The following is a 14,035-nucleotide window of genomic DNA, read 5'->3' as shown; positions in this document are numbered from 1 at the left end:
CATCGAGCGATGCGCCCGGCCAGAGCTGCACATCCGCCCGCTCGGCGCGGAGTCGGAGCAGCAGTTTCTTCATACCGTATTGCGGATGGGAAGCGGTGCCCGGCTCGCCGATGCCCTGCCAGCTTTCTTCGTCAAGATCGAGATCAAGCCCCGGCAGCACCACGGCGCCAAGCGGCAGATGCGCGATGACGCTGAGGAGGTCTGCCGTTGCGGGGATCGAGCCTGTTGACCCCGCAGCGATGACGGGGCCATGCGGCGGCTTTGTTTTCCACGCTTCTGCCTGCGCGCGAAGGAGATGGTTGCGCCGCTCCGCCTGCTCCATATAGCCGAGGCGCGAAAGCTCTTCCGGCCAGCGGTCGGTCAGCACTTTCAGAAAGTCGATTGTCACCTGCCAGTGATCGGCAAATTCTTCCGGCACGAGTGTGGAGAGCTGCGAGAGATCAGCACCTTCCGTTATCACCATGTCGAGGAAGCTGCCGAGATCGCCTGCAAGGCCGAGCGCACGCACATCGCTTTCGCCGCTTTCTTCCATGATGAGGCGGGCAAGGCGGAGCTGGCGTTCAAGCGCGGGCATGGGCGGCGGGAGACTGAGTGCCTCTTCCCCAAGGCCTGCCGGGTCGAGAACGAGTTCTTCCTCATCCACATCACCCAGCGCGCGGATGGTCGGCAGGATCAGCGCCTTGCCGCCGCTCGCGCGCAGAAAGGCATCACCCAGCGCGCGGACGGCGCGGCGGGTTGGCAGGAGGATTGTCGCATCGGCAAGCTCGAACTGCCCCGCGAAGCGTCCGCCAAGCGTCATATCCTCAAGCAGTGTCACCGCCAGCCGCTCAAGAAACGGGGCCCCGGGCGGCATGGTGAACAGGATCGGGGAATCAGCCCTCATGGGCCTTATGGTAGCGCGTCGCGCGTCATAAATCCCGCAGGAAGGCTTCCGCCTCGGCAAGATCGTCCGGCGCGCCGACATGCATCCAGACGCCGGACATGCGATGGCCGAAAAGCCGGCCCTTTTCGATCAGCCGGTCCCAGATGAGATTGGTGGAAAATGGCCCGTCCGGTCCGTCCGCAAAGAGGCCCGGCTTGATGATCTGCACGCCCGCAAACATATAGGGCGCGGTCGTTGATGGGGCTCGGCGGGCAAGCAGCCCTTCCTCATTCATCAGAAAATCGCCCCGGCCGACATAGCCGATGGTGCGCGTTGCATCCGCGATCATCAGCAGCGCGTCCATGCGCTCCGGGTTCCAGGCGGCCATGAGGTTCGCGAGATTGGAGCCGATTTCCTCCACCCAGACGGAATCGGAATTGAAGGTGATGATCGGATCATCACCCAGAAGCGGCAGCGCCTTTTTCGTGCCGCCGCCTGTATCAAGCAGAACCTCGCGTTCGTCGGAGATGATGATGCGCGGCTGGCGACGGGAAGCGAGATGCGCTTCCAGCATGTCGGCGAAATAATGGACATTCACCACCGCTTCGGCGACGCCCGCTTCTGCCAGCCGATCCAGCACATGGTCGATCAGCGGCTTGCCTGCAAAGGGCACGAGCGGCTTCGGCATTGTGTCGGTGAGCGGGCGCATGCGGGTGCCTTTGCCCGCCGCCATGACCATCGCCTTGTTGATCTGCACCATCTCAGCCCTGCTTCAACATGTTTGCATCAAGCCAGCGGGCAAGATCGCGAAGCGCCGGATGAGCGAGATTGCGGCGGAGATAATCCATGGTGCGCGGCATATGCGCCATATATTGCGGCTTACCATCACGCCTCAGCAGGCGGGGCCAGAGACCGATGAGGCGGAGCGCCCGTTCTGCACCAAGCACCGCATAGGAAGCGCGGAACTCTTCTTCATCAAACCCCGAAAGCTCGGCCTTTGCGCGGGTGATGTAATGGGCGAGCATGGCTTCTTCGCGTTCCACCGGCACATCGCGTCGCGCATCCTGAAGGAAGGAGACGAGATCATAGGCGCGATTGCCGATAAGTGCGTCCTGGTAATCGATCAGGCCGACACGGGCTATGGCCTCGCGCTCGCCGAGCCAGAGAATGTTCGGCGAATGGTAATCGCGAAGGAAAAGCGTTGGCACACCTGCATCAATATGAGGCCGAAGCGCCGTCCAGAGCGCGTGATAGTCATCGCGCATTGCGGACGTTGCCTCGCGCTCGAGGATGGTCGGGAAATACCAGTCGAGCGGCACGTCGAGTTCGGCGCGGAAAACGCTGTCGTCGAAATGCGGCACCAGATGCGATGTCCCATCCCCGACGGGCAGGGAATGCGGTGCGGGCACAGACTGAAGGCGGATCAGCGTTTCAACGCCTGCGCGGTAAAGCTCGTCCAGTTCTTCGCCGGACGGCCCTTTCCCCTGCTCGATCAGCAGCCCGTAAACCTGATCGCCCAGATCTTCGAGCAAAAGAAGACCATGCGTAAGGTCAGCCGCGATAAGTTCGGGCGCGGTGAGGCCAAGGCGGCGCAGATGCTCGCCCACCGCAACAAAGGGGCGCACATCTTCTGCGAGATGCGCGATGCGGCTATAGGCGGCGCGGCCCGGCACCACCGTCGCATACGGCCCCGACGGCCAGTCCATCAGGACGGCCGGACGGCCCGCAAGCGACAGGCGCTCGTAGCGGCGCGAGGACGCATCGCCTGCAAGCGGGCGGCGCTCGGCCTTCTCCCAGCCTGCCTCTTTCAGAAAGCTGCGGATCGTTTCTTCGCGCATCGTCAAAGCGATAATCCCCCAAGCCGCGCGGCCCAGCTTCCCGAGCCTTCAAGCCGCGCACCGCGCCTGCCTTCTGGCATGAGAGTGAGCGTGATGTCGAGACGGTCACGCGACAGTCGCCGGATTTCCGCCTCGGCCCTTTCCGGCCACTCGACCAGCACGACGCCTTCATCGGCAAATTCGGCAAGGCCAAGCTCGCGCAGTTCCTCCGGCCCTTCGATCCGGTAGAGATCGGCATGGGCGATGAGGAGCGCCGGGCTTTCATAGGTCTGGACGAGGGTGAAGGTGGGCGACGGCACATCCTCGGCGATGCCATGCGCCGCGAGATGCGTCTGCACGATGGCGCGGGCAAGCGCGGTCTTGCCGGCACCCAGATCGCCCCGCAGCAGGATCAGATCCCCGATTTGCAGGCGCGCCGCCAACGCCTTGCCGAGGGAGCGTGTCGCTTCCTCATCGGCAAGCTCGACCTCCAGAAGATGGGAATTTTCTACGACCATGTGCGTTTTTAGCCTGCCCCTTCCCGATCGCCAAGCGCGAGCGCCTGCCGGACCGTGCCGGGGCAGGACAAAATAATCTCCATAAGGAACAGTCTATTTAGGATGTCCTTAACGCAGGGGCAGCAACACTCTGTATGGAGTTTTCCTGAGGAGGCGGGGCCATGAGCAGTGTCGTGCAGGGAGCGTTAACGGAGACTGCTCCGCTGCGGCTTGACCACCCCGTTCTGGCGGCGGTTCACGCCTATTGGTCCGCAAAGCGCGGCGACAGGATCATGCCCGCCCGCGCCGATATGGACCCGCTCGAACTGCGCGATTATCTCGGCTGGATCGTGATCGTCGATGTACTGGATGGCGGCTCGGACTTCTATTACCGACTTGTCGGCACCAAGGTCGCCCATTACTTCGGCAGCGATGGCACCGGCAAGACAATCTCCGAAAGCTTTTCCAAGCTTGGCCCCGAGATCGTGAATGCCACGATCGGCGTGCATCGCCGGGCCGCAAGGAAGCGCCTGCCGGTGCGCGTCTATGGAGAGGTGCCCTGGCTGGAAGGAAGGCGGGGCATTTTCGACTCAATCCACATGCCGCTCTCCGATGACGGGGAGACGGCAAACATGCTCATCTCCGCCTTCATCTTTGACTACAAGGATGTGGAGACCGGCGGCTCCTTGCTGATCTGAAATCGCTCTCAGGCGAGTTTGCGTCGGGTTTCCTGTTGCACCGGATGGGCGAGGCGAAACGACACAGCCAGCCTGTTCCAGACATTGATCATGCCGATCGCAACGGTGAGATCCACAATCTCCTTGTCGGTGAACTCCGCCTGCACGGCCTTCCAGGCGGCATCCGGCACATGCTCCACAGATACCAGCGTCACGGCTTCCACCCATTCGAGCGCGGCACGCTCCCGCGCGGTGTAAAGCGGGGATTCGCGCCAGGCATTAAGCAGATAGAGACGGGCTTCTGTCTCCCCTGCCGCGCGGGCCTCGCGCGTGTGCATTTCAAGGCAGAAGGCGCAGCCATTGATCTGCGAGGCGCGGGTTTTCACAAGCTCCAGCAGTGACCGTTCAAGGCCGCACCGGTCGGTATAAGCCTGCAGCTCAAGAAGTGGCTTGTAGGCTTCGGGCGATGCCTTATAGGGATCAAGGCGCGGTGTCAGATCGTCATGTGACATGGGGCTTCTCCGTTTCGGGGATGAAATGGCTTTCCCTGACAAGACGAAACAGCGCCGGATTTTGTGACCGCATCTCACGGGCAAGCCGCCCATAAAGAAGTTGACGCAAGCGTCATTTTTGGCGTGTTATGTTGGCCGAAAGGCCGAATGACGGCTCCGCCCTGCGGGCCATCTGAGGGCCGGAGGCTTCTATCCCCTCTTTCGGGGGTGTAAAAACCTGCTTTCTGCGTAGTATGCCTCCGTAAAATTAAGGTTGCGCTGCGAGGCAGGCATCTGGTCATCCGGCCCGGATGAAGCGCGGCGCCAAACGTGCCAGGGGCAGGACGCATCGGAGGCAAGGGAGGAAAAGTGGCGGACGATATTCTCATCATCGGTGCAGGACAGGCCGCAGCGCAGGCCGTGCAGAGCCTGCGCGCGGAAGGCTTTGCAGGACCGATCCGTATTTTCGGCGATGAACCCTATGCGCCCTATCAGCGCCCACCCCTCAGCAAGAAGTTTCTCGCCGGTGAAATCGGCTATGACCGGGTGGAACTGAAGGGGCAGGATTTCTATGCGCAGTCCGGTGTAGAGACACATTGGGGCACGCGCGTCACGGAAATCGATCGCAAGAACAAGCGCATCCTCACGGCGGATGGCCGCGAATATCCGTACGGGAAGCTGCTGCTCGCCACGGGCAGCCGTGTGCGCGAACTGAACGTGCCGGGCTTCGACCTCAAGGGTGTCCACTATCTGCGCAACATTGATGATGTGAAGGCCATTCAGGACCATTTCCGCGAAGGCGCGAAAATGGTCGTGGTGGGCGGCGGCTATATCGGCCTTGAAGTGGCCGCTGTGGCTGCAAAGCGCGGCATTGATGTGACGGTACTTGAAACCGCAGACCGGGTGCTTGCCCGCGTGGTCGATCCCATCGTCTCGCAATTCTACGAGCGCGTGCATCGCGAAGCCGGTGTGAAGATTGAAACCGGCGTGACCGTTTCCGGCTTTGAAGGCACGGACCGCATCACCGCCGTCACCTCCGGCGAGGGCAAGAAATATCCCTGCGACTTCGTGGTGGTCGGCATCGGCATTATTCCGAACACGGCGCTTGCCGTCGAAGCCGGGCTTGAAGTCGAAAACGGCATTGTGGTGGATGAGTTCTGCCGCACCTCCGACCCGGACATTTGCGCGGCGGGTGACTGCACGAGCCATCCGAATGCGGTTTACGGGCGCAGGATACGCCTTGAAAGCGTGCATAACGCCATCGAACAGGGAAAGACCGCAGCGGCAACGCTTGCCGGCAAGGAAAAGCCTTACGATCAGGTGCCGTGGTTCTGGTCGGACCAGTATGACCTCAAGCTTCAGATCGTCGGCCTTTCTGCCGGCTACACCGAAGCCGTTGTGCGCGGCGACCCGGAGAACAGCCGCAGCTTTGCCGTTTTCTATCTGAAGGACGGCGTGCTTGTTGCCGTGGATGCGGTGAACCGCGCGCCTGAATTCATGATGGCGAAAATACTGACGCAGAAGAAAGAAAAGCTCGACCCCGCGCGCATTCGCGATGAAAGCATCGGGGTGAAAGAGATCGCGGGCTGACACCGCGACAGACACAAAAAAAGAAACGCTTGGAGGCGTGTGAGTTCAATGGCGAAGATTACCTATATCGAACATAACGGCACCGAACACACGATCGAGGTGGAGAACGGTGTGTCGTTGATGGAAGCGGCTGTGAAACAAGGCATTCCCGGCATCGACGGTGATTGCGGCGGCGCCTGCGCTTGCGCCACCTGCATGGTATTCGTGCCGGAAGAATGGCAGGGCAAGCTTGGAAGCATCGAGCCCATGGAAGAAACCATGCTCGACTTCTGTGAACATTCAGCGGAGAACTCCCGCCTTTCCTGTCAGCTCATCGCGAGCGACGAACTGGACGGCATCCGCCTCAACATGCCGCAAAGCCAGCACTGACAAGGCGCCCCCCGGCCTCAAAGCCCGTCTCCGAAAGGAGGCGGGCTTTTTTGTTCAGGACGCGCTCAGGGCTTTTTTCGCGCATCATATGCGCTAGCTTGTGTGCCAGAGATTTCGGGAACAGAAGAAGGAGACACACCGATGAAGCTCACACATCTCGCACCGCTCGCAGCCTGCGCTGCAGCTCTGGCTTTTGCGCCGCTTCCGGCTTCTGCCGAGCCGGTGCTGGCGGCGGGTGTTTTCCAGACGCCGGAGAATCCCGAAGCAGGCACTGCCGATCTTTCCGAAGGGCCGCAGGGTGTTGTCATTCGCGTGAACATCGAAGGCATCGAACCCGGCTGGCACGCAATCCATTTCCACGAGACGGGCACTTGCGCCGATGAAGGCTACAAGGAATCGGGCTCGCATGTGCATCATTCGGGCAAGAAGCCGCATGGGCTGCTCAACCCGGAAGGACCGGATGATGGCGATCTGCCGAACATCTATGCCGATGCGAATGGCGTTGTGAATGCCGAAATCTATTCAGACCGCGTGACGCTTGCAGGCGCGGAAGGCCGCGCCAATCTGCTTGATGAAGATGGCGCCGCGCTTGTCATCCATGAAGCGGCGGATGATCACATGAGCCAGCCGATTGGCGGTGCCGGCGCGCGCATTGCCTGTGCGGTGATCGAGAAGGTGGAGTAAGCTACAAGGATGATGCGTCACCTCCGTTGAAACGGGGGTGACGATTAATTCACTTCAAGCTTTGTCGTTCTCGCGAGCGGCGCGGCATCGCCCTGTGCAGGCGGTGCGGCGCGGACGGGCAGATGGCAGGTGACGCGCGTGCCGACACCCGGCGCGCTTTCAAGCGTGACCCAGCCGCCGTGAAGCTCAACGAAGGAACGTACGAGAGACAGGCCAAGGCCTGCGCCGCGATGACGGTCTGACCCGCCATAGGCTTCGAAGCGGTCAAATACATTGCCCTGCAATTCGGGCCGGATGCCAATGCCCGTATCCTCGACATAAAGCTCGACGGCGTTTTCACGCCGCGTGCCGCCAATGATGATGGCATCGCCGGGACTCGTGAAGGCGAGCGCATTGGAGAGCAGATTGATCATGATCTGCTTGATGCGCTTTTCATCTGCGCGCACCGTGCCGAGATCCTTCGGCACTTCGACGCGCAGCGTGACCTTGTTCTTCTGCGCAGGGCGCTGCGCGAACTCTTCCGTTGCATAGATGACAGCCGACAGATCGACGTCCGACAGATCAAGCGTCATCGCGCCGGCCTCGATGACGGCGAGATCGAGAATATCGTTCACCACATCGATCAGCGTCTCCGAGCTTTCGAGAATGCCCTGCATATATTCATGCTGTCGGGCATTCAGCGGGCCGAACATTTCCGTCTCGAGAATCTCACCAAAGCCCAGAATATTGGTGAGCGGTGTGCGCAACTGATAGGAGACGTGGCTGATAAATTCGGATTTCAGCCTGTCTGCCGTCTCCAGCGCATCATTGCGATCGCGCAGCGCCTGCTCCATGCGGGTGGAATCGGTGACATCGACATAGGTCATTAGCGTCGCGCCATCCGGCAGCGGCACCATCGCATAATCGATCACCGAATTGTCAGGCCGGTTGAGACGTCCGGTCTGCTGTGCGCGAATGGCGGCGGCGCTGGTGACGCTGGTTTTCAGCTCGTCCCAGTTCGCCTCATCACCGAGAAGCGGGCGGATCATCGCGATGATCTCGTTCACATGAGGCTCACCCTCAAGCTTCGCGGGATCAAGCCCCCAGATTTTCGCATAGGCCGGGTTGAAGAGCTTGAGGCGACCATCCGAGCCGAACACAGAAACGCCTTCATAAAGGTGATCGATCGTTTCGCGCTGAACGCGGGCAAGCGTGTTGTAGGAGCTTTCGAGATTGAGCCGTTCGGTGACGTTCTCATAAAGATAGATGACGCCGCCGAAGGGATGCGCCTGCGCAAGCACTTTCACCGTGCGGCCATCCGGCAGATGCCAATATTCCTCGAGCGGTTCCGTCGAGGTGTAGATTTCCATGCGCGCCTGTTTCCACGCCTGAAAATTCGCCTGTTCCGGCAGACGACGGCGTGCGCGCAACTCGTCGAGAATCTCGCTGTCGGACGGACCTTGCGCGAGCCATTGCGGATCAAGCCCCCACAGCGTTTCATAGGCGCGGTTGTGAAAGGCGAGACGTTTGTCCGGCCCGCAGATTGCAACTGCCGTTGTCACGCGATCCAGCGTTGCCGCATGGCTCTCAATATGACGGCGCAGTTCCACTTCCGCTGCATCGAGGGCGGACACATCAATGGCAATGCCCGCCACGCCATCGGAGAGGCGCTGCTCCACAATGTCGAGCGCGCGGCGTTCGCCTTCCATGATGGCGTGGCTGCGCTCACGCGCGCGGGGGCGGTCAAACAGGGCGCGGCGGAGCGAGCCCTTGACCTCCTCGCCCAGAAGCTCAATGCCGCGCGACACTGCATCTTCCGCAGAGGTCGCGTCCACCGCGCGGGCATAGGCCGCGTTCACCCAGACAAGACGGCCTTCATTGTCGCGCCGCCATGCGGGGAAAGGCGCTTCCATGAGATGTTCTTCGAAGCGGTCGCGCGCCTGCTCGGCCTGGCGGAGCCTTTCCTTGAGGCGGGAGACTTCCGCGCGCTCGCCCGTCACATCGCGCAGCCACAACACGGCAAGCGCACCGGCGGGGCGGCCTTCCGCCTCGAAGGTGCGCCCGTCAACCGACTGCACATGAAGCGAGAAACGCGCGCCGCGTGTGCGCAGGCGCTGAACCGCCGTGTTGAGGCGGCCTGCATTTTCCGGCTCGAGCCGCGTCAGCAGATAGTTGAAATCGAGATCGCCGGACGAGGGGTCAACCAGCGTTGCGGTGGAACCCACAATGCGCGGGCGCGCCTGAAAGGTGCCAGGGGCCGCGCGCAGCGTTTCGGGCGTCCAGATGAAGACAGCATCAGGCTCGGCTGCGAGAATGGCTTCTGCCGCATCAAGCCGTGCTTCAAGCGAGGCGAGGTTTTCTTCGCGCTCCAGCGCCTTCCGCCTTGCGGCGCGGGCCGCACGAAGCCCGGTAATGCCGGCAAGGGCGCCCGCAAAGGCAAGCCCTGCCGCCACGGCAAGGGTTATCGCGAGTGCCGGTTCGGTTGTCGTCTGTGCGGGGACACCGAGGATTTCGAGCGTATCGGAGAGGTTCGCCGGTGCCTCCTGTGCGACAGCGAGCGCAGGCAGGCTCACCGAAGCGAGAAGCGCCGTCAGCAAGGGTTTCCCACCCCGGCTGGACGCTTTGCCCGCCTTGCCGCTCCGAGCCGCACTCATATCGCGCCTGACCCCTTCAGCGCGCTCAACCTGCACAGGCGAGCGCAAATCACCTGACCCCAGCAAATCATACACCACGAGTGACTCAAGCGTGAAACTTGCAGCCCATAAAAAAGGCGGGAGGTGCCGAGACCTCCCGCCTTCATGTCGTTCATATGAAGCACTGCTGCTCAGTAGCGATAGGTGTCCGGCTTGAAGGGACCTTCCTGAGACACGCCGATATAGTCGGCCTGCTTCTTGTTCAGCTTTTCGAGCTTCACGCCGATCTTTTCGAGATGGAGGCGCGCCACCTTCTCGTCCAGCGTCTTCGGCAGCACATAGACCTTCTTTTCATACTCGCCCGGCTTCGTGAAAAGCTCGATCTGGGCGAGCGTCTGGTTGGTGAAGGAAGCCGACATGACGAAGCTCGGATGGCCCGTGCCGCAGCCGAGATTCACGAGGCGGCCTTCGGCGAGCAGGATGATGCGCTTGCCATCCTGGAACTCGATCTCATCCACCTGCGGCTTCACATTGTGCCACTTGAAGTTGCGCAGCCCGCCGACCTGAATTTCGCTGTCGAAATGGCCGATATTGCAGACGATGGCGCGGTGTTTCATCCGACGCATGTGGTCAACGGTGATGACATCCACATTGCCGGTGGTGGTGACGAAGATGTCGCCGCGCGGCGCAGCTTCATCCATTGTCGTCACTTCATAGCCTTCCATCGCGGCCTGAAGCGCACAGATCGGGTCGATTTCGGTGACGATCACACGGCAGCCCGCCTGACGGAGCGACGCGGCAGAGCCCTTGCCCACATCGCCAAAGCCCGCAACAACGCCGACCTTGCCCGACATCATCACGTCGGTCGCGCGGCGGATACCATCTACCAGCGATTCACGGCAGCCATAGAGATTGTCGAATTTCGACTTGGTCACGCTGTCATTGACGTTGATGGCGGGCCAGAGCAGCGTGCCCTTCTTCTGCATCTCGTAGAGACGGTGAACGCCGGTCGTGGTTTCTTCCGTCACGCCCTTCACATTCTTCGCGACCTCATTGTACCAGCCCGGCTTTTCCTTCAGGCGGCGCTTGATCGCGGCGAAGAGGATTTCCTCTTCTTCATTGCCCGGCGTGTCCAGGAAGGCGGTGTCGCCATCTTCCGCGCGCTTGCCGAGATGGATGAGGAGCGTTGCATCGCCACCATCATCAAGGATCATGTTCGGCGTGCCGCCATCGGCCCATTCGAAGATGCGGTGTGTGTATTCCCAATATTCTTCAAGCGTCTCGCCCTTCACGGCAAAAACCGGAATACCCCGCGCAGCAATGGCAGCAGCGGCGTGGTCCTGCGTCGAGTAGATGTTGCAAGAGGCCCAGCGAATATCGGCACCCAGATGGGCAAGCGTTTCGATAAGGACGGCCGTCTGGATCGTCATGTGGAGAGAGCCGGCGATGCGCGCGCCTTTCAGCGGCTGCTTCGGACCGAACTCTTCGCGCGTTGCCATGAGACCGGGCATTTCGGTCTCGGCCATGTCGATTTCCTTACGGCCCCAATCAGCGAGATTGATGTCCTTGATGACGTAATCATGCGTTGCGGCTTGGCTCATGGGGCTGTCGCGCTCCTCTGGTGAAAATCGGATATTCCGCCCCGTCAGCGGGGCGGCAGCCAGCGCACAACCTCACGTTGCGGCAGCCGGCACAGGCGTCTTGCCGGGCCTTATAACAAGCGAGGCCGGACCCGGCAAGAACATATAAAGAAATGTTTATATGCTTTTCCCAATGGATCACCCGCCCGCTGGCCCCTCATTTTGTGCGCAATGGCTCTGACCTTCTTACTCGCAAAGTCATGGACGCGGCGGAGCGGCTCAGATCAAATGCCCGCATTGTCAGTTCTGAAAAGAGACTTGATCCCATGACCATGCATCCGCTCGACATTGCGACGAAACTCACCCCCGCCGGCGAGGGGCGGTGGACAGGGCACACCTCGCCTGCCTACTGGAACATGATGGGCCCCTTTGGCGGTGTGACCGCCGCCGTGATGCTTCAGGCGGCGCTCAATGCGCCGCAGCGGATTGGCGACCCGGTGGCGCTGACGGTCAATTTCTGCGCGCCGATTGCCGAGGGCGCGTTCACCATCGACCTCAAGGAAGTGCGCACAAACCGCTCGACGCAGCATTGGTCGATGGAACTGTCCCAGGAAGGCGGCGGCATTGCGGCAAGTGCGAGCGCCGTCTTCGCCATTCGCCGCGAGACGTGGGACCACCAGCCCGCAACGCCGCCCGCCATTGCGCCCCATGACACACTTACCCGCTTCGACACGGCAGGGCGCATCGCCTGGGCCGCGAATTACGACATGCGCTTTGGCGAGGGTGAACTCGTCTATGAACCCCGCCCGGATGCGGAGCCGGGCCCTGCCCGCTCCGTCCTCTGGATGGCGGACCATCCGGCGCGGCCGCTCGACTTCACCGCGCTGTCTGCCATTGCCGATGCCTTCATCGTGCGCATCTTTCATGTGCGCGGGCGGCCCGTGCCCGCAGGCACGGTATCGATCACAACCTATTTCCACACGGATGAGGCAGGGCTTGCCGCCAATGGCGCGGCACCGCTGATCGGCATGGCGGATTCAAAGGTTTTCCGGAAAGGCTATTTCGACCAGTCCGCCGAATTGTGGAGCGCGGATGGCCGCCTCCTCGCGACCAGCGTGCAGACTGTCTATTACAAGGAATGAATTGAACGGAGTGGCTCTAGTCGCGCTCGCCAAAGCCGTCAGAGACAAGGGCTTCGAGCGCGTCGAGAGCGGCTTCGGCATCCGGCCCTTCCGCCTCGATCAAGATGCAGCAGCCGGGGGCTGCGGCGAGCATCATCAACCCCATGATCGATGTACCGGGCACTGTCTGGCCTTCGCGCGAAACGCGAATCTCGGCGTCGAACTTCTCCGCCACCTGCACAAACTTCGCGGAGGCGCGCGCGTGAAGGCCGCGTGTATTTACAATGTTCAGAAGGCGGTTCGCCGGGCGCGGCCCGCTGCTTTCGTTGCGAACCGTCACGTTCCGTCCCCTGCCAGAACGCGGCTTGCGATGGAGATATATTTGCGGCCCGATTCCTGGGCCTGATCCACCGCATCGCTGAGAGAGAAAGTTTCCCGCACACTGGCGAGCTTGATCAGCATGGGCAGGTTTACACCTGCGATCACTTCAACCTTTGCCTTGTCCATGACGGAAATGGCGAGGTTGGAAGGGGTGCCGCCAAACATATCCGTCAGAAGAATCACGCCGTCGCCCGTATCGGACGCGGCCACGGCGGAGAGAATGTCCTTGCGCCGCTGCTCCATATCATCATCGGGGCCGATACAGATGGCGCTAATCTGGGATTGCGGGCCTACAACATGTTCCATAGCCGAGACGAATTCGTCGGCCAATCGACCATGCGTTACAAGTACCAAACCGATCATCAACAGCCCTCAAATGCCGCTATTCGTTGCGATGTGGCAGGACGCTTGCCTGCCTTCCGCTCCGCCCCCGCGAAGGGCCGTATCGTGACCCCAATCTTGCTCCAAAGACAAGTGTTGCGATGCAACAATAGGCAGTTCCACAAGGCAATCGCTTAATTGTGAAGCAGAAGGTCAGTCGCGCCGACCAAAACGGCCATCTTCCTCAGGGAAGCCCCCCTCCGGGAGCGTCTCAAGCGCCAGACGGAGCTTCAGCGCGGCGGTTCCGTCAAAGGCATGGAGTGCGATGACCGGGAGGCGAAAACCGAGCAGCTTTTCGTAGCGTCTCTCTGCGATGCGGGGCACTTCCTCGCGGGGCACGAGATCCACGATGAGCGCGAGCGACACTTCCGCAAGGGGGGTGAGCGACAGGAGGCCGAGGCCGCGAAGCTCGATCAGGCCTGAAAGAATGGCAGGCGCACTTGCGAGTGGTGCCGTGGCGCCTGCATGCAGCACCACCTGGTCATCGGCAACGAGGCGCGTTTCGCCGCTTTCATCTTCCCGGATCATGCGGAAGGCGAGATCGGATTTGCCGCTGCCCGATGCCCCGCGCAGCAAGGCTCCGCGTGTGCCGCAGGCGATGCAGGTGCCGTGCAGATAAAGAGGGGCGTCACTCATCGCATCACTCTGCCTCTGGCAGCGTGACCGTGAAGCGCGCACCCGCCACGCTGCCATCCGGGTTCATCCTGTTGCCCGCACGGATCGTCCCGCCATGCGCTTCGACGATCTGCCGGGAGATTGCCAGACCAAGGCCCGAATGTTCACCGAAACTGTCAGGCCGGTCGGTGTGGAACCGGTCAAAGACGCGCTCGAAATTTTGCGGCTGGAGGCCCGGCCCTTCATCTTCCACGCGAATGATGACGCTGCCCGGCTCACGCGTTGCGATGACATGAACCGTGCCGCCCGGCGGGGAGAAGGAAAGCGCATTGTCGATCAGGTTACGGATGACCTGACC

15 protein-coding genes and 1 pseudogene are annotated in these 14,035 nt (G+C 61.4%); 5 read left to right on the top strand and 11 right to left on the bottom strand.

Annotated features, from left to right (window positions below; genetic code table 11):
* The 4 genes and pseudogenes from WBF74_RS08135 to tsaE form a co-directional block, all read right to left on the bottom strand.
* A pseudogene (locus WBF74_RS08135) lies at positions 1-883 on the bottom strand (double-strand break repair protein AddB); the annotation flags it as partial.
* A 25-nt stretch (positions 884-908) separates the two neighbouring features.
* Positions 909-1,622, bottom strand: coding sequence for a nucleotidyltransferase family protein (locus WBF74_RS08130; RefSeq protein ID WP_424437892.1), 714 nt, complete (start codon positions 1,620-1,622; stop codon positions 909-911).
* Position 1,623: 1 nt separating this feature from the next.
* A complete protein-coding gene (locus WBF74_RS08125; RefSeq protein WP_424437898.1) occupies positions 1,624-2,700 on the bottom strand; it encodes an aminoglycoside phosphotransferase family protein in 1,077 nt (358 codons plus the stop codon).
* 2 nt (positions 2,701-2,702) lie between these two features.
* Positions 2,703-3,197, bottom strand: a complete 495-nt coding sequence (gene tsaE, locus WBF74_RS08120) for a tRNA (adenosine(37)-N6)-threonylcarbamoyltransferase complex ATPase subunit type 1 TsaE (protein WP_424437889.1) — start codon at positions 3,195-3,197, stop codon at positions 2,703-2,705.
* A gap of 161 nt (positions 3,198-3,358) precedes the next feature.
* On the opposite strand from tsaE, the gene WBF74_RS08115 reads away from it, so the two are divergent.
* Positions 3,359-3,874, top strand: a complete 516-nt coding sequence (locus tag WBF74_RS08115) for a PAS domain-containing protein (protein ID WP_424437886.1) — start codon at positions 3,359-3,361, stop codon at positions 3,872-3,874.
* An 8-nt stretch (positions 3,875-3,882) separates the two neighbouring features.
* Here the strand turns inward: WBF74_RS08115 and WBF74_RS08110 are convergent, their stop codons facing one another.
* Positions 3,883-4,350: a carboxymuconolactone decarboxylase family protein gene (locus WBF74_RS08110; RefSeq protein WP_424437895.1), complete on the bottom strand. Its 468-nt coding sequence runs from the start codon at positions 4,348-4,350 to the stop codon at positions 3,883-3,885.
* A 363-nt stretch (positions 4,351-4,713) separates the two neighbouring features.
* Between WBF74_RS08110 and WBF74_RS08105 the strand changes: the two genes are divergently transcribed.
* The 3 genes from WBF74_RS08105 to WBF74_RS08095 all read left to right on the top strand — a co-directional run bounded on the left by WBF74_RS08105 (position 4,714) and on the right by WBF74_RS08095 (position 6,987).
* On the top strand, positions 4,714-5,934 hold the full coding sequence (locus tag WBF74_RS08105) for an NAD(P)/FAD-dependent oxidoreductase (RefSeq protein WP_424437883.1): 1,221 nt from the start codon (positions 4,714-4,716) through the stop codon (positions 5,932-5,934).
* A gap of 48 nt (positions 5,935-5,982) precedes the next feature.
* On the top strand, positions 5,983-6,303 hold the full coding sequence (locus WBF74_RS08100) for a 2Fe-2S iron-sulfur cluster-binding protein (RefSeq protein WP_424437880.1): 321 nt from the start codon (positions 5,983-5,985) through the stop codon (positions 6,301-6,303).
* A 141-nt stretch (positions 6,304-6,444) separates the two neighbouring features.
* Positions 6,445-6,987: a superoxide dismutase family protein gene (locus WBF74_RS08095; RefSeq protein WP_424437877.1), complete on the top strand. Its 543-nt coding sequence runs from the start codon at positions 6,445-6,447 to the stop codon at positions 6,985-6,987.
* A 44-nt stretch (positions 6,988-7,031) separates the two neighbouring features.
* Here the strand turns inward: WBF74_RS08095 and WBF74_RS08090 are convergent, their stop codons facing one another.
* A complete protein-coding gene (locus tag WBF74_RS08090; RefSeq protein ID WP_424437874.1) occupies positions 7,032-9,620 on the bottom strand; it encodes a PAS-domain containing protein in 2,589 nt (862 codons plus the stop codon).
* Positions 9,621-9,790: 170 nt separating this feature from the next.
* A complete protein-coding gene (gene ahcY, locus WBF74_RS08085) occupies positions 9,791-11,200 on the bottom strand; it encodes an adenosylhomocysteinase (protein WP_424437871.1) in 1,410 nt (469 codons plus the stop codon).
* 305 nt (positions 11,201-11,505) lie between these two features.
* Between ahcY and WBF74_RS08080 the strand changes: the two genes are divergently transcribed.
* Positions 11,506-12,321: an acyl-CoA thioesterase gene (locus tag WBF74_RS08080; RefSeq protein ID WP_424437868.1), complete on the top strand. Its 816-nt coding sequence runs from the start codon at positions 11,506-11,508 to the stop codon at positions 12,319-12,321.
* Positions 12,322-12,337: 16 nt separating this feature from the next.
* On the opposite strand, the gene WBF74_RS08075 is transcribed toward WBF74_RS08080, so the two are convergent.
* From WBF74_RS08075 to WBF74_RS08060, 4 genes are all read right to left on the bottom strand, one after another.
* Complete coding sequence (locus WBF74_RS08075) at positions 12,338-12,640, bottom strand: HPr family phosphocarrier protein (protein WP_424437865.1); 303 nt, start codon at positions 12,638-12,640, stop codon at positions 12,338-12,340.
* Complete coding sequence (locus WBF74_RS08070) at positions 12,637-13,044, bottom strand: PTS sugar transporter subunit IIA (protein WP_424437862.1); 408 nt, start codon at positions 13,042-13,044, stop codon at positions 12,637-12,639. Before WBF74_RS08070 ends, WBF74_RS08075 begins: the two co-directional genes overlap by 4 nt.
* Positions 13,045-13,215: 171 nt before the next feature.
* Positions 13,216-13,698: an HPr kinase/phosphorylase gene (locus WBF74_RS08065; RefSeq protein ID WP_424437859.1), complete on the bottom strand. Its 483-nt coding sequence runs from the start codon at positions 13,696-13,698 to the stop codon at positions 13,216-13,218.
* 4 nt (positions 13,699-13,702) lie between these two features.
* Positions 13,703-14,035, bottom strand: a 333-nt coding sequence (locus WBF74_RS08060; protein WP_424437856.1) for a sensor histidine kinase, incomplete at its 5' end; no start/stop codon positions are given.

The sequence above is a fragment of the Parvibaculum sp. genome (genome assembly GCF_049672805.1).
Classification (GTDB): Bacteria; Pseudomonadota; Alphaproteobacteria; order Parvibaculales; family Parvibaculaceae; genus Parvibaculum.
This window is presented reverse-complemented; position numbering and strand designations above follow the sequence as displayed.

What these genes read in the sequence shown, in the direction of transcription:
- WBF74_RS08130 (WP_424437892.1), bottom strand. Translation starts at nt 1,622, where the DNA reads ATGGTGCAGATCAACAAGGCGATGGTCATGGCGGCGGGCAAAGGCACC.
- WBF74_RS08125 (WP_424437898.1), bottom strand. Translation starts at nt 2,700, where the DNA reads ATGCGCGAAGAAACGATCCGCAGCTTTCTGAAAGAGGCAGGCTGGGAG.
- tsaE (WP_424437889.1), bottom strand. Translation starts at nt 3,197, where the DNA reads ATGGTCGTAGAAAATTCCCATCTTCTGGAGGTCGAGCTTGCCGATGAG.
- WBF74_RS08115 (WP_424437886.1), top strand. Translation starts at nt 3,359, where the DNA reads ATGAGCAGTGTCGTGCAGGGAGCGTTAACGGAGACTGCTCCGCTGCGG.
- WBF74_RS08100 (WP_424437880.1), top strand. Translation starts at nt 5,983, where the DNA reads ATGGCGAAGATTACCTATATCGAACATAACGGCACCGAACACACGATC.
- WBF74_RS08095 (WP_424437877.1), top strand. Translation starts at nt 6,445, where the DNA reads ATGAAGCTCACACATCTCGCACCGCTCGCAGCCTGCGCTGCAGCTCTG.
- WBF74_RS08090 (WP_424437874.1), bottom strand. Translation starts at nt 9,620, where the DNA reads ATGAGTGCGGCTCGGAGCGGCAAGGCGGGCAAAGCGTCCAGCCGGGGT.
- ahcY (WP_424437871.1), bottom strand. Translation starts at nt 11,200, where the DNA reads ATGAGCCAAGCCGCAACGCATGATTACGTCATCAAGGACATCAATCTC.
- WBF74_RS08080 (WP_424437868.1), top strand. Translation starts at nt 11,506, where the DNA reads ATGACCATGCATCCGCTCGACATTGCGACGAAACTCACCCCCGCCGGC.
- WBF74_RS08070 (WP_424437862.1), bottom strand. Translation starts at nt 13,044, where the DNA reads ATGATCGGTTTGGTACTTGTAACGCATGGTCGATTGGCCGACGAATTC.
- WBF74_RS08065 (WP_424437859.1), bottom strand. Translation starts at nt 13,698, where the DNA reads ATGAGTGACGCCCCTCTTTATCTGCACGGCACCTGCATCGCCTGCGGC.